20 protein-coding genes and 1 riboswitch are annotated in these 18656 nt (G+C 34.8%); of the genes, 2 read left to right on the top strand and 18 right to left on the bottom strand.

The window, feature by feature from the left end:
- Positions 1-35: 35 nt before the first annotated feature.
- From guaA to xpt, 4 genes are all read right to left on the bottom strand, one after another.
- A complete protein-coding gene (gene guaA / locus BHX94_RS10800) occupies positions 36-1577 on the bottom strand; it encodes a glutamine-hydrolyzing GMP synthase (protein ID WP_111746586.1) in 1542 nt (513 codons plus the stop codon).
- A 63-nt stretch (positions 1578-1640) separates the two neighbouring features.
- Positions 1641-3110, bottom strand: coding sequence for an IMP dehydrogenase (gene guaB, locus BHX94_RS10795; protein WP_111746584.1), 1470 nt, complete (start codon positions 3108-3110; stop codon positions 1641-1643).
- 44 nt (positions 3111-3154) lie between these two features.
- The gene (locus BHX94_RS10790; RefSeq protein WP_111746582.1) at positions 3155-4423 is read right to left on the bottom strand and encodes a nucleobase:cation symporter-2 family protein; all 1269 of its coding nucleotides are present in this window, start codon (positions 4421-4423) and stop codon (positions 3155-3157) included.
- 1 nt (position 4424) lies between these two features.
- Entirely contained in the window at positions 4425-5000 is a 576-nt protein-coding gene (gene xpt, locus BHX94_RS10785; RefSeq protein WP_111746580.1) for a xanthine phosphoribosyltransferase, read from the bottom strand.
- Between the two features lie 100 nt (positions 5001-5100).
- Positions 5101-5202: riboswitch (purine riboswitch) on the bottom strand.
- 348 nt (positions 5203-5550) lie between these two features.
- Here xpt and BHX94_RS10780 point away from each other — a divergent pair.
- Positions 5551-6603, top strand: a complete 1053-nt coding sequence (locus tag BHX94_RS10780) for a YsnF/AvaK domain-containing protein (protein WP_111746578.1) — start codon at positions 5551-5553, stop codon at positions 6601-6603.
- Between the two features lie 122 nt (positions 6604-6725).
- The gene (locus BHX94_RS10775) at positions 6726-7334 is read left to right on the top strand and encodes a GNAT family N-acetyltransferase (RefSeq protein ID WP_111746576.1); all 609 of its coding nucleotides are present in this window, start codon (positions 6726-6728) and stop codon (positions 7332-7334) included.
- A 101-nt stretch (positions 7335-7435) separates the two neighbouring features.
- Here the strand turns inward: BHX94_RS10775 and BHX94_RS10770 are convergent, their stop codons facing one another.
- From BHX94_RS10770 to mnmE, 14 genes are all read right to left on the bottom strand, one after another.
- A complete protein-coding gene (locus BHX94_RS10770; protein WP_111746574.1) occupies positions 7436-7984 on the bottom strand; it encodes a YfbU family protein in 549 nt (182 codons plus the stop codon).
- A 228-nt stretch (positions 7985-8212) separates the two neighbouring features.
- Positions 8213-8455, bottom strand: a complete 243-nt coding sequence (gene rpsR / locus BHX94_RS10765) for a 30S ribosomal protein S18 (RefSeq protein ID WP_096077771.1) — start codon at positions 8453-8455, stop codon at positions 8213-8215.
- A 33-nt stretch (positions 8456-8488) separates the two neighbouring features.
- Positions 8489-9019, bottom strand: a complete 531-nt coding sequence (gene ssb, locus BHX94_RS10760; RefSeq protein WP_111746572.1) for a single-stranded DNA-binding protein — start codon at positions 9017-9019, stop codon at positions 8489-8491.
- Between the two features lie 24 nt (positions 9020-9043).
- Complete coding sequence (rpsF, locus tag BHX94_RS10755; RefSeq protein ID WP_096077769.1) at positions 9044-9334, bottom strand: 30S ribosomal protein S6; 291 nt, start codon at positions 9332-9334, stop codon at positions 9044-9046.
- Positions 9335-9457: 123 nt separating this feature from the next.
- Positions 9458-9781 carry a hypothetical protein gene (locus BHX94_RS10750; RefSeq protein WP_096077768.1) on the bottom strand — a complete coding sequence of 108 codons (324 nt, stop codon included), beginning with the start codon at positions 9779-9781 and terminating at the stop codon, positions 9458-9460.
- A 21-nt stretch (positions 9782-9802) separates the two neighbouring features.
- Positions 9803-10903, bottom strand: a complete 1101-nt coding sequence (ychF, locus tag BHX94_RS10745; protein WP_111746570.1) for a redox-regulated ATPase YchF — start codon at positions 10901-10903, stop codon at positions 9803-9805.
- 12 nt (positions 10904-10915) lie between these two features.
- Positions 10916-11107 carry a DUF951 domain-containing protein gene (locus BHX94_RS10740; RefSeq protein ID WP_096077766.1) on the bottom strand — a complete coding sequence of 64 codons (192 nt, stop codon included), beginning with the start codon at positions 11105-11107 and terminating at the stop codon, positions 10916-10918.
- Positions 11097-11984, bottom strand: coding sequence for a mechanosensitive ion channel family protein (locus BHX94_RS10735; RefSeq protein WP_379875277.1), 888 nt, complete (start codon positions 11982-11984; stop codon positions 11097-11099). Before BHX94_RS10735 ends, BHX94_RS10740 begins: the two co-directional genes overlap by 11 nt.
- A gap of 9 nt (positions 11985-11993) precedes the next feature.
- Positions 11994-12842 carry a ParB/RepB/Spo0J family partition protein gene (locus BHX94_RS10730; protein ID WP_096077765.1) on the bottom strand — a complete coding sequence of 283 codons (849 nt, stop codon included), beginning with the start codon at positions 12840-12842 and terminating at the stop codon, positions 11994-11996.
- Complete coding sequence (locus tag BHX94_RS10725) at positions 12835-13596, bottom strand: ParA family protein (RefSeq protein WP_096077764.1); 762 nt, start codon at positions 13594-13596, stop codon at positions 12835-12837. The genes BHX94_RS10730 and BHX94_RS10725 overlap by 8 nt, the downstream gene beginning before the upstream one ends.
- Positions 13597-13708: 112 nt before the next feature.
- Positions 13709-14554, bottom strand: a complete 846-nt coding sequence (gene noc, locus BHX94_RS10720) for a nucleoid occlusion protein (protein ID WP_111746568.1) — start codon at positions 14552-14554, stop codon at positions 13709-13711.
- 47 nt (positions 14555-14601) lie between these two features.
- Positions 14602-15318 (bottom strand): 16S rRNA (guanine(527)-N(7))-methyltransferase RsmG, encoded by a 717-nt coding sequence (rsmG, locus tag BHX94_RS10715; RefSeq protein ID WP_111746566.1) that lies wholly within the window; start codon positions 15316-15318, stop codon positions 14602-14604.
- A complete protein-coding gene (mnmG, locus tag BHX94_RS10710; protein ID WP_111746564.1) occupies positions 15319-17193 on the bottom strand; it encodes a tRNA uridine-5-carboxymethylaminomethyl(34) synthesis enzyme MnmG in 1875 nt (624 codons plus the stop codon).
- A 12-nt stretch (positions 17194-17205) separates the two neighbouring features.
- On the bottom strand, positions 17206-18588 hold the full coding sequence (gene mnmE, locus BHX94_RS10705; RefSeq protein WP_111746562.1) for a tRNA uridine-5-carboxymethylaminomethyl(34) synthesis GTPase MnmE: 1383 nt from the start codon (positions 18586-18588) through the stop codon (positions 17206-17208).
- Between the last annotated feature and the right edge of the window lie 68 nt (positions 18589-18656).

The raw sequence follows: 18656 nt of genomic DNA, 5'->3' as shown, positions 1-18656 counted from the left end.
GTTTAACAACACACCCCTTTTATTTTTTGTTAATTCTATTCCCACTCAATCGTGCTTGGTGGCTTAGATGTAATATCATAAACAACACGGTTAACGTGTGCTACTTCGTTTACGATACGACTCGATACTTTTTGAAGTACTTCCCAATCGATTCTGGCAAAGTCACTTGTCATACCATCGATACTTGTTACAGCACGTACACCTACTGTGTAATCATATGTTCTATAATCTCCCATAACACCAACCGAACGGATATCAGGTAATACAGTGAAGTATTGCCAAATATCTCTTTCAAGACCTTCCTGAGCAATTACCTCTCTTAAGATTGCATCAGATTCACGTACGATTTCTAATTTCTCTTCAGTAATTTCACCTAGTACACGGATTCCAAGTCCAGGACCCGGGAATGGTTGACGCCATACTAAATGTTCAGGGATACCTAATTCAATACCTAATGCACGTACTTCGTCTTTAAATAGTGTATTCACAGGCTCGATTAATTCAAACTGCATATCTTCTGGTAGTCCACCAACGTTATGGTGTGATTTAATCGTTTGTGCAGTCTTTGTACCTGATTCAATAATATCTGTATAAAGAGTTCCTTGTGCTAAGAAATCAGCATCTTTTAATTTCGTTGCTTCTTCATCGAATAAGTATACGAACTCATTACCGATAATCTTACGTTTCTTCTCAGGATCAGATACCCCTGCTAATTTGCTCATAAAACGTTCTTTCGCATCAACGCGAATAATATTCATGTTAAATCCTTCACCGAACTGTTTCATCACCATATCGCCTTCACCTTTACGGAGTAAACCATGGTCAACGAAGATACAAGTTAACTGATCGCCAATTGCTTTATGGATTAATACTGCAACTACTGATGAATCTACACCACCACTCATCGCACAGATAACTTTTCTATCTCCAACTTTTTCGCGAATCTTCTCGATTTCGATTTCGATGAAGTTTTCCATTGTCCATTCACCTGTACACTTACAGATTTCGCGGATAAAGTTACGTAATAAATCATTTCCATATTCAGAATGACGTACTTCAGGATGGAATTGAACTCCATATAAATTACGTTCAGGATTCTCAATCGCTGCATATTTACAGCTTGGTGAATGTGCAATGACATTAAAACCTTCAGGTAGGTTGATTACTTTATCGCTGTGACTCATCCATACTGTTTGTTCTTCTGGAAGTTTTGTAAACAATGAATGTGTTTCTGCTTTAATGACTGCTTTACCGTACTCACGTTCATTTGCACGTTCTACAGTTCCGCCTAATAATTTTGTCATTAACTGCATACCATAGCAAATACCCATTACAGGTACACCTAAATTAAAGATTTCAGGATCTACCGTAAACGAACCTTCTTCATAAACTGAATTTGGCCCCCCTGAAAGAATGATTCCTTTAGGATTCATCTTTTTAATCTCTTCAATTGAAATTTCATGATCGTGAAGTTCTGAATAAACACCCATCTCACGAATACGTCGTGTGATCAACTGGTTATACTGACTTCCAAAATCAAGAACTAATATAAGTTCCTGTTCAAATGCCATTTCCATAGTTTGTTCTCCTTTTAGTTAAGTTAAGTATATTATAATGTAATTTGTCGTGTGAAGATATTCTTACATTGAATAGTTTGGCGATTCTTTCGTAATTTGAACATCATGTGGATGACTTTCGATTAATCCAGCACCTGTCATACGGATAAACATTGCTTCTTCACGTAAAGCTTCTAAATCTTTCGAACCTGTATAACCCATACCACTTCTTAAACCACCTATTAATTGGTAAACAGTATCTTGTAATGCACCTTTATATGCGATACGCCCTTCGATACCTTCCGGTACAAATTTCTTCGCATCTTTATCTTCCTGGAAGTAACGGTCTTTAGAACCTTTTTCCATCGCGCCAAGTGATCCCATACCACGATATACTTTGTATTGACGGCCTTGGAAGATTTCAGTATCTCCAGGTGATTCAGTCGTACCTGCAAGTAATGATCCTAACATTACTGCATGACCACCGGCAGCTAATGCTTTCGCGATATCTCCAGAGAATTTAATACCACCATCTGCAATAATTGCTTTACCATGTTTCTTCGCTTCTGTCGCTGCATCATAAATTGCAGTAATCTGTGGTACACCAACACCGGCTACAACACGTGTTGTACAAATTGAACCTGGTCCAATACCAACTTTAACGACATCCGCACCTGCTTCGATTAAAGCACGTGTACCTTCTGCTGTAGCAACGTTACCCGCAATTAATGTTACTTCAGGGAAGTTCTTCTTAAGTTCAGAAACCATCTCTAATACACCTTTAGAATGACCATGTGCTGTATCAATCACTAAAGCATCTGTTCCCGCTTCAACAAGTTTAGTCGCACGTGTAATCGTATCTTTTGCAATACCTACTGCTGCTGCGACTAATAAACGTCCATGCTCATCTTTTGCAGCATTAGGGAATTCAATGACTTTCTCGATATCTTTAATTGTAATTAAACCTGTTAAATGACCTGTTTCATCAACAATCGGTAACTTTTCAATTTTATGTTGTTGTAACATTTTTTCAGCTTGTTCTAACGTTGTTCCTACAGGTGCAGTTACAAGTTTTTCACTTGTCATAACATCTGAAATTTTAATCGAATAATCTTCAATAAAGCGTAAATCACGGTTTGTTAAAATACCTACAAGTTTCATCTCTTCTTCACTATTAACAATCGGCACACCTGAAATACGGTATTTACCCATTAAATGTTCTGCAGCGAATACTTGCTCATCCGGTGTTAAGTAGAATGGATTTGTGATAACGCCATTTTCTGAACGTTTAACCTTTTGAACTTCGTCAGCTTGTTGTTCGATACTCATATTCTTATGAATTACACCAAGACCACCTTGACGCGCCATTGCAATTGCCATCTTTGCTTCTGTAACTGTATCCATTCCAGCAGATAATACTGGAATCTTTAAGTTCAAACGGTCTGATAAAGAAACGCTTAAATCTACAGTGTGTGGTAATACTTCTGAGTGACCTGGCACTAATAATACATCATCAAATGTTAGACCTTCTTTTTGAAACTTGTTTTCCCACATAATTAACTTGACCTCCATATATTTTTAAAATTTTAGTAGTTCTATTATTTCACATTTTCACGTATTTGTTTATCTTTTAATCCGTTAAAAAATAAATTAAGGATAATGGCAGTAAATGTACCGATAACAATTCCATTTTGTGTCAACCATTCATAGTCATTGCCAAACTTGCTGAAAGCTTCCGGTACTGTTGTTATGCCTAATCCGATCCCGACAGATACTGCAATAATCAATAGATTATCTTGTCTTGTGAAATCAATAGCACCAAGCATTTTCACACCATATGCCATGACCATACCGAACATGGCAATCATTGCACCACCTAGAACAGATGTTGGAATGATTGTCGCAATTGCACCAAGTTTCGGAATCGATCCACATAACAATAATAAACCGACCATACCATACATAACTTTATTTGATTTCACACCCGATAATGAAACGAGTCCTACGTTTTGTGAATATGCCGTATACGGAAATGCGTTGAAGATAGAACCTAAAACAATCGCAATTCCTTCTGCACGATAACCTTTAGATATATCTTTTCTATCTATTTTTGTTTTTGTAATCTCACTTAGTGCTGAATAAACACCTGTTGATTCAATTAAGCTGACGATTCCTACAATAACAAATAATAAAATTGATCCTAATTCAAATTTAAATCCTGCAAATCTAAATGGTTTCGGTAATTCGAACCAGTTAGATTCATGTACAGGATTTAAATTTACTAAGCCAAAGAATGAAGCAATTACTGTACCGATGACTAAACCGAGTAATATCGCGATTGAACGAATAAATCCGGTAGATAATCTATGAATAACTAATATAATGATTAAAGTGATTAAACCTAATAAAATATTAAGCGGAGCTCCGTAGTCTTTACTACCTTGTCCACCAGCAAGATTATTCATCGCCACCGGCATTAACGTAATACCAATAATCGTTACAACACTACCTGTTACTACTGGCGGGAATATCTTTACCAGATAGGAAAAGAACGGTGAAATAAGTACGATAATAATCCCTGAAGCAAAGAGTGATCCATAAAGGACATCTATTCCGTGTTTTGAACCTACCATAATCATTGGGGTTACGGCAGTAAAGGTACATCCAAGTACTACAGGTAAGCCAATCCCGATACCTTTATATACTTGTAGGAATGTAGCAACACCACACATAAAGATATCGACAGAAACTAAATATGCCGTTTCTTGTGCGCTAAACCCTAATGCATGCCCGACTATGATTGGAACAATAATTGCTCCAGCATACATTGCGAGCAAATGCTGAATACTTAATAATAAATTTTTCATCTTATTCGCCTACCAATGTCACTTTATTATCATCTAAAGAAGCGATTCTACATAAACTTGTGACACTTAATCCTTTATCTATTAGTCTTTGGTATCCTTTTTGGAAGCTTTTTTCAACTACGATACCAACACCCGCACAACTTGCCCCTGCTTGATTTACTAAATCATATAATCCAAGTGCCGCCTCACCATTTGCTAAAAAATCATCAATGATTAATACTCGATCATTCTCATTTAAAAATTTTTTAGAAATAATAACATGATTTGTTTTATTCTTCGTATACGAATGGATATCCGTCTGATAAACTTCTTCTGTTAAAGTGCTTGGCTGTGCCTTCTTTGCAAATAAACAAGGCACATCAAAATGCAATGCTGCCATAATAGCTGGTGCAATCCCTGATGCTTCAATTGTCAGGATTTTGGTAATGTTCTCATCTTTGTACGTCTCATAGAACGTCTTGCCTATTTCATGCATTAACTTTGCATCAATTTGATGATTCAAGAAAGAATCAACCTTCAGAATTCCTCCATCAATTACTACACCGTCTTCTTTAACTTTTTGCTGCAATAATTCCATAACGACCTCCATAAATTTGATAAAAAAATGTTAAAAGAATATAAAAAAAACTCATCTTAAATAAAATTTAAGATGAGTAATAAGTGTATTTATATGAATAAATATCACTTTTATTACTCATAGTCACATTATTTACGGTAATGTGGTAGAAACGCTAAAGCCATATCCTTTAATTTATATGAGTTATTCTTATTTATAATATTTTATAGATAATATCAAAGTTATACTTAATTAGCAATACCGCTTTAAAATGACGCATTATTCAAAATAATCAGTATGTAATATATTAAATAGATTAATTTTTTAATCGCAATTTATCTGACTCGATGACGGTAAAAGTATGTTAATCTCTTATAAACTTAATATTTTTAAAATATTTTTTTATAAAAAAGTATGCTTTTCTTCCATATGTATGTCACTATTAATTCTCTAAATTTAGAAAAAATTCTTTATTATTTGTGTTTACCTTTTAAGTTCACGGGTATCTAATTAGCATAACAACAAAACAACAGTCATCAAGCAACGACAATACAAACAATTTGGAGGTACGATGAAAATGAGAAACTTAGAAACATTTTTAAATGAAGAAAGTTTATTACGTAGAATCGACCAACTAAAAACACAAGGTATTGCAGAGCATGACTTACATGTCATTTCTAAAAACAAATTAGATGGTTCAGCTTTAGATTATACAGATGTACAATTTAAAGATGCTGAAGGTTCTTTCGGTGATAAAGTGGCAGCATTCTTCACTGGAGAAGACCCACAACATCGAGTGTTTGACAAATTAGAATTAAGTGAATCAGAGCGTGTCGAGTATGATAATGCTGTAGACAGCGGAAAAATTCTACTTTATGTAGACAATGATGCTTACGCTACTGATGAAGGTAGTACTTTAAGGGACAATGATGTTCCAGATCACATTAATGAAACTGACCATACAGGTCTTGGATACGCGGCAAGTGTGAATGTTGATACTGATGCGGATTATGCAGAGAAACACAAAAGAAATAACTTAAACAATGGAGAGGAAGTAGTAAATATGAATAACAATAACAATTACAATAACAGTGGATTAAGCTATGAGGAGTACAACAACTTATCAAGAGAAGAGCGTTTAAACAATTTAGATAGCGATTTAAGAGACCGTAACGACATTTCAGATGATGAAAAAATTCAATTACATGAAGAACGTTTACGTGTAAACAAAGATGTAGTTCAATCGGGTGAAGTTACAATCGACAAAAATGTAGTATCTGAACGTCAAGAATTTGATGTACCAGTATCTCACGATGAAGTTACAATTGAACGTCGTAAAGTTAACGAAACTGTAGCTGATGGTCACTTCGATAACGATTTAGACGAAGAAACTATCCGTGTCCCATTAACTGAAGAACGCGTGTCTATCGATAAAGAAAACGTAGTATCTGAAGAATTATTAATCAAGAAAAACCGTGTAACTGACACTGAGCATGTTTCAGAAGAAGTTCGTCGTGAAGAAGTTGAAATCGACGATACAAATGCTCACCGTCGCGATGATTTAGATAACGACTTAACTGACCGTCGCGATGATTTAGGTAACGACTTAACTGACCGTCGTTAATTACAACATAAAAAAGAAAAGTCCTTCGGGACTTTTCTTTTTTATGTTAAATTTCTAAAAGTGCTTTAAATGGGTTGAAGTGATACAATAAGGATATTAAATAATGTAAACGGAGTATTAAAATGAAATTTTTACATCTTACAGAACCTGATCATTATTTTCAGCAATGTATGGATTTATATAATGCTGAATTTGATTATGAAATTCGAGAACCTATTGAAGTATTTACACAGTCTTTTAACGTTAAAAGACAAGATGAAGAAAGTTATCATTTTATCGCTGCCTATGAAGATGATATACTGTATGGTTTTATTGCATTCCATTTAGAAGTGACATATCGTATAGGTTACATCGTATATCTCGTCGTTAATCCAGAAGTACGTGGGAAACAAATAGCGCTTCAACTTATGAATGAGGCTGAAGATATCATGGTAAAACTTTGTGAGAATAATGGCACCGTATTAGAACATATCATGCTTGAATGTGAAAAAGATGCCGATGGGAATAGCCCACTTGACGCATTTTACAAGAAGTTTGGCTTTACAAAAACAAATTTCAATTATCATCAACCCGGTCTACGTGAAGACGATCCTGTACCTATGAATTTGTATTTAAAAACGAGCAATAAAATAGAGGCGCGAACAGCAATCGAACATATTTATCGTGTTAAATATGTTCGATGCAATAATATTGACCTTAAAACAATCGATCAGTTATTAGCTGAAATGTAATAAGGGTGAGACATAAGTCTTAGCTCTCTTCTGTTTAACAGCTTAAACGACAGAACACTTCTGTCCCAGCCTTGTTTTTTATATTTTAAGATTATGTATAGCTACTTTAATATTTTACATAGTACTTCAAATGAAAGGTACGTGTTTATTTTATGGTACTCATAAACATCTAACATAAGTTGATAAGCTTTGATGCCTAACGGTTTTTTTGAAAGCGTGCTAAATAGTGATAAATCTATCTTTCCTTCGTAATGGTGCATTTCTTGAAGATAAAAGAATGCGTATAATTCATAATCCGTTTCTTCATTAAGATTAAATCCTAAGAAAGAAAAATAAGGATGATCTTTTAAAACTTCGATTTCACTTTTTGTAAGTGCTGTATATGATTTTGTCATATGCACATACATTCTAATGACTGCTTCAACAAATTCTGTTACATGAGAAGGTATTTTTTCATATTCTAAAGCCAGTTCTTCCAGCAAAATATGATTCTGAGAGTCGAGACCATCTCTCACAATCTTCTGATGTAATCTATGCATTTCAACATTAAGTGGATCGAGCTTTTCTAAGATATGATAAATTTTGTACAAAATCAATCGGTTAAATGGATTCAATTCAAAGGAATGATTCGTATCTAGCCAATTGTTCATATTGGTCAACCTCCCTCCCTAAGTTTTATGTGATTATTAAAAGATATTAATAATTACAAAATTATTATATTTACTTTTTATAACAATTTCAACACTTTAATTGTAAAATAACACTATAATTAATATTAAATTTTTATAATAAATGTGAATTAAATATAAATTTTTTGAAAATTTGATAAACAAAAAATAAGCTGCAATCCATTAGGATTGCAGCTTATGAATTATATCTTATTGTTCATCTTTAACATATGGTAATAATGCCATATGACGTGCACGTTTGATCGCTACAGTTAACATACGTTGGTATTTAGCTGAAGTACCTGTTACACGACGTGGTAAAATTTTACCGCGTTCAGAAATGAATTTTTTAAGCATTTCTACTTCTTTATAGTCGATATGTGTAATTCCGTTTGCTGTGAAATAACAAACCTTTTTACGACGACGACCGCCTCTTCTTGGTCCACCTGCCATGATTGTTGCCTCCCTTACTTACAATTTTCTTTATTAGAACGGTAAATCATCATCACTGATATCAATCGGACCAGTTGCATTTGCAAATGGATTCGTTGATGGTGCTGATGCATTAGACTGTTGTTGATTGTTGTTATTATGATTTGATTGATAATTTTGACCTTGAGATTGTTGTCCATAATCACCTTGATCATAACTTGAATAGTCTTGACTCGGGTCATTATTTGAACGATTTTGATTTGCATTCTTCGGTTCTAAGAACTGTACTGAATCACAAATTACTTCCGTTACATATACTCTACGGCCTTCTTGATTATCATAACTACGTGATTGCAATCTGCCATCTACCCCAGCTAAACTACCTTTGTTTAAGAAGTTATTCACATTTTCTGCTTGTTTACGGAAAACGACACAGTTGATAAAATCAGCTTGTCTCTCTCCTTGAGCATTTGTAAATGTGCGATTAACTGCTAATGTAAATGTAGCTACTGACACGCCTGATGGTGTGACTCTGTATTCTGGATCTTTTGTTAAACGACCTACTAATACAACTCGGTTAAGCAAATAAATCGCCCCCACATGTTAGGTTTATTTTTCTTCTTCGCGTATAACGATATGACGGATAATGTCATCGTTGATTTTTGCTAAACGATCGAATTCGTTTGTAGCAGCATCAGTTGAGTTTACTTTAACGATTTGGTAGAAACCTTCTTTAAAATCGTTGATTTCGTAAGCTAAACGACGTTTACCCCAATCCTTTGATTCGATGATTTCCGCTCCGTTAGAAGTAAGAATCTCTTCGAAACGCTCGATTAAAGCTTTCTTAGCATCTTCCTCAATGTTCGGACGTACGACATACATAATTTCGTATTTTCTCATCTTTTACACCTCCTTATGGTCTATGCGGCTTTATTATTTAATAAAGCAAGGAATAATTTTCATTACTCACAATAGAGAATTATAGCATAGTTTACTTTTTTCATCAATCATTTCTTTTATAAATTAATGATGAACTTCATTTAATTGATAAGTCACCATTTCTTTTGAATAGAATAATTTAATATCACCGGTACGATGCAAATAAACGTATTCTTCATAATCTGTGTCATCCGGATTTATTTCATCAGTTTCGATAATGTCTAAATAGCGTATCGCCGTTTTTGGAAATGAGACTTTATTGTAAATTGAATCATTTAGTTTCACTGGTTCAGATATTGCAACTGCCTGTACTAAATAATGATATGTAACATGGTATATCGGATTTACTTTGTCTTCAGACTTAATAATAACTTTGATACAGTATATGATTCGCTTTAATGGTTGCATGTTATGCTCCTGTTTGTTTGATTATACATTAAATCTAAAGTGAACAACGTCGCCATCCTGCATGATATAATCTTTTCCTTCTAAACGTACACGACCCGCCTCTTTTGCAGCAGTCATACCATTATGTTCAATTAAATCATCATAACTTACAATTTCTGCTCTGATAAATCCACGTTCAAAGTCAGTATGAATGATTCCTGCACATTGGGGTGCAGTCATACCACGTTTAAACGTCCATGCACGCACTTCTTGTACACCAGCTGTAAAGTAAGTAGCAAGACCTAATAAGTGATATGAAGCTTTGATCAATTTATCTAACCCAGATTCTTCAATACCCAGATCTGCTAAATATTCTTTTTTATCTTCTTCATCTAATGCCGCTAACTCTTCTTCAATACGTGCACTGATAACAATTACTTGTGAACCTTCATTATCAGCATATGCTTTAATTGCTTTTACATGTTCATTTTCTTCTCCTGCTACTAAATCGTCTTCAGATACATTTGCCACATATAACATTGGCTTTGCAGTTAACAAGTGCATACCTTTAACAACTTTCTCTTGTTCCGGAGAGAATTCAATACTTCTTGCAGGACGTTCATTTTCTAAAGCTTCTTTAATAATTGCTAAGATTGATTCTTCAACCATTGCATCTTTATCTTTTTGTTTTGCCATCTTCTGCACACGAGCATAGCGTTTTTCAACAGATTCTAAGTCCGCTAAGATTAACTCCATATTGATAACTTCAATATCATCTACAGGGTTTACTTTACCTGATACGTGTGTAATATTCTCGTCTTCAAATGCACGCACTACTTGACAAATTGCGTCAACGTCACGGATATGAGATAAGAATTTATTTCCTAAACCTTCACCTTTAGATGCACCTTTAACGATACCAGCGATATCAGTAAATTCAAATGCTGTTGGTACTGTCTTTTTAGGTGTAACTAATTCAGTTAATTTATCTAAACGTACGTCTGGTACTTCTACGATACCAACGTTAGGGTCAATTGTAGCAAACGGATAGTTAGCTGCAAGTGCTCCTGCCTTTGTAATTGCATTAAATAATGTTGATTTTCCTACGTTTGGTAATCCTACAATTCCTGCTGTTAAAGCCATAATTTCTTCTCCTTATTCGGCATGTGCCGTTATCTTTTTAATTTTTTTATTGAATGCTTGTCTCGGTAGCATAATACTACGACCGCAACCTTCACATTTAATACGGATATCCGCACCTAAACGAACTACTTTAAAAAGTTTCTCTCCACACGCATGGGGTTTCTTCATTTCAACAATTGTATTTAATTCATAATCATTTTGCATTGTGATCACCCTTATTTGGTTGATTGTACATAACAACACGTGGCATAGGTACGTGAATGCCATTTTGATCTAAAAACTCTTTAATATCACCACGTAATATTCTTGAAACTTTCACATGATTATTTGGTAAAGTTTCTGCCGACATTCTTATTTTTGTTTCTCCTGCACTAACCATTTCAACACCTAACATTTCAGGTGCTTTTACTAAATCAGCATATTTCTCAGGTAATGTTAATAAATAGGGCTGCAATATTGATTCTATATGCGAGATATTTTCTTCACTTGATACGGAAATATCGAATATCGCAATTGAGTTATTTACTGAGAAATTAACAATTTCATTCATTGTGCCATTAGGCAAAATCGTAAGTTCCCCTGTAAATGACTTGATACGTGTTGAGCGCAGACCGATAGATTGAACAGTGCCTTCTGCAACAGTAGTGCCTGTTGTATTTATTCTAACATAATCTCCAACATCAAATTGATTTTCAAAGATAATAAAAAAACCAGTAATAACATCTTTGACCAAAGTTTGTGCACCAAATCCAATGGCGATACCAGCAATACCAGCCCCCGCGATAATACTTTCGACTTTCACACCAAAGTTACTCAGTATTGTCGTTAAAACGATAAACCAAATTACATATGATGCAATATTTTGCAGTAGTTTGATTAACGTTGTGTCCCGTTTTGTTGATTGTGAAAAATTTGTTTTACGTCTGACTCTAAAAAATTGTTCAATGAACTTATTAACAATGCGCACAATAATGACCGCTATAATAATGAGCATAATGGACCATAAAATATCAGTAGCAATATTCAACCACATCTTTGTATCAAAAAATATGACCTTTAATTCATTAATAATATCATTCACAACATTCACCTACTGTGTATTCTCTAACAATGCAATAAGACGATTAAACTCTTCTTCAGAAGTAAACTCAATTGCAATTTTTCCTTTTTTACGCGATTTAGAAATTTCTACTTTTGTTCCTAAATGACGTTTTAAGTTTTCTTCATGTTTCACAAGAAACACTGGTTTTTTCTTTTCTTTCTTCGGCTTAGCTTCTGTATGATTTAAATCTTTAATATATTTCTCTAGTTCACGCACACTCATTGATTCAGCGATTACTTTTTTGGCAACTGTAATCATTTCTTCTTCTGATTTTAGGCCAAGTAGTGTACGTCCGTGTCCGCCTGAAATCTTCTTCTGATCAATTAAATCTTTAACCGCCTGTGGTAAATTCATAAGCCGCAGCATATTCGCAATATATGGTCTTGATTTACCTAATCGGTCAGCTGTTTCAGCTTGTGTTAAATTTAATTTATCCATTAGAAATTGATAGCTTTTCGCTTCCTCCAGTGGATTTAAATCTTCACGCTGTAAATTCTCTATCACTGCAAGTTCCATCATTTGTGTATCAGTTAATTGCTTAACGATTGCCGGAATCTTTACTTTACCTGCTAATTTACTTGCTCTAAAACGTCTTTCACCTACAACAATGTCATAACCTTTCACTGACTTACGTACAACGATAGGTTGCAGTACACCATGCATCTTAATCGATTTACTTAATTCGTTCAATGCCTGCTCATCAAATTCATGACGCGGCTGATATGGATTTGGTCGTAATTCTGAAAGACTGATATCTTCTACTAATTCATCCTGTTGGTTTTCCTGGAAAAGTGCGTCTAAGCCCCTTCCTAATCCTTTACCTAATCCTCTAGCCATGGCGTACAACCTCCTCAGCTAAGCTCTTATAAGTCTTCGCCCCCGTTGAACGGGCATCGTACACACTGATTGGTTGTCCGTGAGATGGTGCTTCTGATAATCGTACGTTACGAGGAATAATTGTATCGTATACTTTTTCACCAAAGTGGTCTTTTACTTCTGCAATCACATCATTACCTAAATTCGTACGTGCATCCAGCATCGTTAATAATACACCTTCAATTTCAAGCGATTGATTTAAATGACGTTGTACTAAACGAATTGTGTTAAGTAATTGACTCAAACCTTCTAGCGCATAGTATTCACATTGTACAGGGATTACGATTCCATTCGCTGCAGTAAATGAATTGATTGTCAACAAACCTAATGAAGGTGGACAATCAATGATGATATAATCAAAATCAGTTTCTAACTCTTTAAATGCATATTTTAAACGTACTTCTCTGCTCATCGCAGAAACTAACTCAATTTCAGCACCAGCTAATGCAATATTAGCTGGAATAATATATAAGTTTTCAACCGCTGTTTCCAAAACACATTTATTGATATTCACATCTTCAACAAGCATGTCGTACACTGAATTTTCTACGTTATTTTTATCTACACCAACACCACTCGTGGCATTACCTTGAGGATCGGTATCTACTAATAAAACTTTTTTACCAAGTTCTGCTAATGCAGCACTTAAGTTAACTGAAGTTGTCGTTTTACCAACTCCACCTTTTTGATTTGCGATGGCCAATATTTTTGTCATCAATATTCTCTCCTACTCATGTTTTTCATATAGTAACGATTATAACAATTTTATCGAAATTCTGCACAGACAATCCGTGAACAGAAAAAAGTGGATGAAAGTATCATCCACTTTATTGATTCATATCATTCTTAAATACTTTTATAGAAATTTCATAGAAATTTTCATACTCGGTATCTTTACGTTTTACTTTTACGCCGCTTTTCTCAACTGCTTTTAAACTTTCACCGATTGTATTGAATGCAAGCTTTAAATCTCTCGTGAAGCCAATACGTTTAGGTTTCACATCTTCTCCACCCAACAAGCGCTTAACACGTTCTTCTGTCTGCTTCACATTTAAATTTTGGCTTTTAATAATGTCCAGCATCTTTTTTTGCCCAACTTCATCTAAAGCAAGCAATGCTCTGGCATGTCGTTCTGTAATTTGCTGCTTGCCCAATGCATCTAAAATCGGTTGAGATAAACGTAATAGTCTTAACTTATTCGCAATAAATGACTGACTTTTACCTAAACTAGTCGCAAGATCCTGTTGCGTAATACTATCTAAGTCTAATAACTTCTTATAAGCTTCCGCTTCTTCAACAGCTGATAAATTTTCACGTTGAATATTTTCGATTAAAGCAATCGCAGCAGTTTCTTTGTCATTCATCTGTTTAACAATTACTTCTGTTTCAGCAGTGCTATTGAACTTTAATGCACGAAACCTTCTCTCGCCTGCAATAATCTCATACATACCTTCTTCAATTGGACGTACCACAATAGGTTGTAATAAACCATATGAACGAATGGATTCTGCTAATTCTTTAATCTTTTCTTCATCAAAAATTTGTCTTGGTTGATATCTGTTCGGTACAATACGTTCTACTGGGACAGTAACAACATTACCATTCTGACGCTGTACATCAACATCTTCTTCTTTATCTTTTAGTCCAAATAACTTAGAAAAGGGTTTTTTCATATCAATCGACTCACTTTCACTTCAAAATACGATAACAATTTAGTATCTTACTTTAATAAAGGCTCTTTATTCGGTGTGCCTGGTTTGCGTGGATATTTTTTAGGTGTTTGACGTTTCTTTTCAATATCCAAAATATAACGCATACTATCTTCTTCTGGTAACGTTAAAGGATGATTATGAATTACTTCTCCACCTAAAATTGAAATTGCAAATAAACCTTCTTCCACTTCTATTTCACCTTGTGCACCTTTTAACGCTATAAAATGACCGCCTTTTTTAACAAGAGGTAAACACAATTCGCTGAGTACTGAAAGACGAGCAACTGCGCGTGCTGTTACAACATCAAATGATTCACGGTACTCACCCTTACCAAACGTTTCAGCACGATCATGAATAAATCGAACGTTCGTCAAACCAAGTTCAACACTTAAATGATTTAAGAAGTTGATGCGTTTATTTAATGAATCAACGATCGTCACTTCAAGATGAGGGAACATAATTTTTAATGGTATGCTTGGAAACCCAGCACCCGCACCTACATCACAAATGGACTGAACCTTTGTAAAATCATAATAAAAACTTGGTGTAATTGAATCAAAAAAGTGCTTTAAATATACTTCTTCTTTTTCAGTCACAGCAGTTAAATTCATTAGCTTATTCCACTCTACTAAAGTTTCATAGTAAATTGCAAATTGTTTTTGTTGTTTTTCAGTGATAGTAAAGCCTTTTTCCTGTAATTTTTGTACGAATTGCGTCTCGTTCATCTAGTTCACCCTTTTAATTTTTCCCTGTTCAATATAGACTAATAAAATTGAAATATCTGCAGGATTCACACCTGAAATTCTTGAAGCTTGCGCAATACTTAATGGTTTAACTTCTTTTAATTTCTGACGCGCTTCTGTTGCTAATGAATGAATATCATCATAATCAATATTTTCTGGAATTTTTTTGTTTTCCATACGTTTCACTTTTTCAACTTGTTGTAATGACTTTTGAATATAGCCTTCGTACTTCGTCTGGATTTCTACTTGTTCTGCGACCGCTTCATCTACTGTGACTTCATTGTCTATGAGTGTAGCTACAGCGTTATAATCCATTTCAGGTCGACGTAATAAATCAATCGCTAAAATACCATCTTTTAAAGCAGCTCCACCACGTGAAGCAATCATTTCCTGTGTTTCTGCATTTGGTTTAATACGGGTATTTGTTAAACGTTTTATTTCCTCGGAAATAGCAGCTTTCTTTGCAATAAATTTAGCATAACGGGCTTCATCTATCAATCCTATTTCTTTACCGATTTCCGTTAAACGTAAATCAGCATTATCATGACGTAATAATAGACGATGTTCAGCACGGCTTGTAAGTAGTCGATATGGTTCGTTTGTACCTTTCGTTACTAAGTCATCGATTAAGACCCCAATATAAGCTTCGTGACGTCCTAAAATTAATGGTTCTTGATTTAATACTTTTGCTGCAGCATTAATACCCGCCATTAAACCTTGACCCGCTGCTTCTTCATATCCACTCGTTCCGTTAATTTGTCCCGCAGTAAATAAGCCATCTATCTTTTTCGTTTCAAGTGTTGGCCATAATTGTGTTGGCACAATTGCATCATATTCAATCGCATATCCAGCACGCATCATATCTGCTTTCTCAAGACCAGGGATTGATTGTAACATTTGAAGTTGTACGTGTTCCGGCAAGCTTGTAGATAACCCCTGAACGTAAACTTCTTTCGTATTACGTCCTTCTGGCTCTAAGAAAATTTGATGACGAGGTTTATCATTGAAACGCACGAATTTATCTTCAATCGATGGACAATAGCGCGGACCTGTTCCTTTTATCATGCCTGAATACATTGCAGACAAATGCAGATTATCATCTATTACTTTATGTGTTGCGGCATTTGTATATGTTAACCAGCAAGGTAACTGATCTAAGATGAATTCAGTCGTTTCGTAACTGAATGCACGTGGTACTTCATCACCAGGCTGAATTTCAGTTTTCGAATAATCAATTGTATTGCCATTCACACGAGGTGGTGTTCCCGTTTTAAAGCGCACAATATCAAAGCCGATTTCACGTAAGTGATCTGCTAATGTGATTGATGGCATTTGGTGGTTTGGTCCTGAAGAATATTTAATATTACCTAAAATAATTTCCCCACGTAAAAAAGTACCCGTAGTAAGTACGACTGCATCAGCATAGTACGTTGTACCAATAATTGTTTCTACACCTTTAACTTTATCATCTTCAATGATTAAACGTTCAACCATACCTTGCATAATATCTAAGTTGGCGGTATTTTCTATAACATCTTTCATTTCTTGCTGATAAAGCACTTTATCTGCTTGTGCACGTAAAGCACGTACAGCTGGTCCTTTACCTGTGTTTAACATACGCATTTGAATGTGCGTTTTGTCTATCGTTTTAGCCATTTGGCCACCTAAAGCATCAATTTCACGGACAACAATTCCTTTTGCAGGACCACCTACCGATGGATTACATGGCATAAAAGCAACTGAGTCCAAATTAATTGTCAGCATTAAAGTCTTTGCACCTTTTCTCGCTGCAGCTAATCCCGCTTCAACACCTGCATGACCTGCACCAACAACAATTACATCATATCTTTGTTCCAAAATATTTCCTCCTTATTTTCCTAAACAGAACTGGCTAAATAACTGATCGATTAAGCCATCTGCAACAGACTCACCAATTACTTCTCCAAGTAACTCCCATGTTTTTATTAGATCGATTTGAATCATATCTATCGGTACACCACTTTCAGCAGCAATAATAGCATCACTGATTGATTGTTTTGCATCTTTTAATAAACTAATATGTCTTGCATTTGAGACATATGTCATATCTTGATTCGATACTGCTCCTTCAAAGAATAGATCACGAATCTTCTCTTCTAACTGTTCGATACCACTTTGGTCAACCATCGATGTCATCACAATTGGCGTATTTACACCAACCATTTGTTTCACCGCTTCAATATCTAATGCTTGTGATAAATCTGTTTTGTTAATAATAACGATAACATCTTCATTTTTAATAACTTCAGCAAGCTGATGATCACTTTCTGTTAATGCTTCATTATAATTTAATACGTAAAGAATTAAATCAGCTTTGCTTAAAGCTTCACGACTACGTTCAACACCAATCTTTTCTACGATATCGTCTGTTTCACGAATACCAGCCGTATCTACTAAACGTAAAGGTACGCCACGTACGTTTACATATTCCTCTAACACATCACGTGTAGTTCCTGCAATTTCCGTAACAATTGCTTTATTATCTTGAATTAAATTATTTAACATTGAAGATTTACCAACATTAGGTTTACCAACGATAACTGTTGATAATCCTTCACGTAAGATTTTACCTTGCGTACCAGTTTGTAATAATCCTTCAATGCTCGTCTTTATCTTTTCAGCTTCTGTTAATAAGAATTGATTCGTTGCTTCTTCTACATCATCATATTCAGGATAATCAATATTAACTTCGACTTGTGCTAGAATTTCCAGGATTGATTGACGCAATCCTTTAATAAGTGTGCTAAGTCGACCTTCAATTTGCTGCATCGCAACTTTTGACGCACGATCTGTTTTAGAACGAATAAAATCCATTGTTGCTTCTGCTTGAGATAAATCAATACGACCATTCAAAAATGCACGTTTCGTAAATTCTCCTGGCTCAGCTAACTTTGCACCATTAGATAATGTTAGTTCTAAAACACGATTAACAGTCATAATACCACCATGACAATTGATTTCAACAATATCTTCTCTCGTATAGGTTCTAGGTGCACGCATTACTGCCACCATTACTTCTTCAACAATGTCATTTGTCTCAGGATCAATGATATGACCGTAATTTATCGTGTGTGAATCAACATTAATTAATTTGTGCTTACCTTTATATATCTTGTCTGCAATATTTATCGCTTCATCTCCAGAAAGTCTAACGATAGCAATGGCGCCTTCTCCCATCGGTGTTGAAATACTTGAAATTGTGTCGAATTCCATACATTGATCCTCCTTTAAATGTCCATTTGTTGATTGTAGTTTGAAATGTTAAAAATGAAAACACTTTT

The organism is Macrococcoides bohemicum, assembly GCF_003259675.1.
Classification (GTDB): Bacteria; Bacillota; Bacilli; order Staphylococcales; family Staphylococcaceae; genus Macrococcoides; species Macrococcoides bohemicum.
This window is presented reverse-complemented; position numbering and strand designations above follow the sequence as displayed.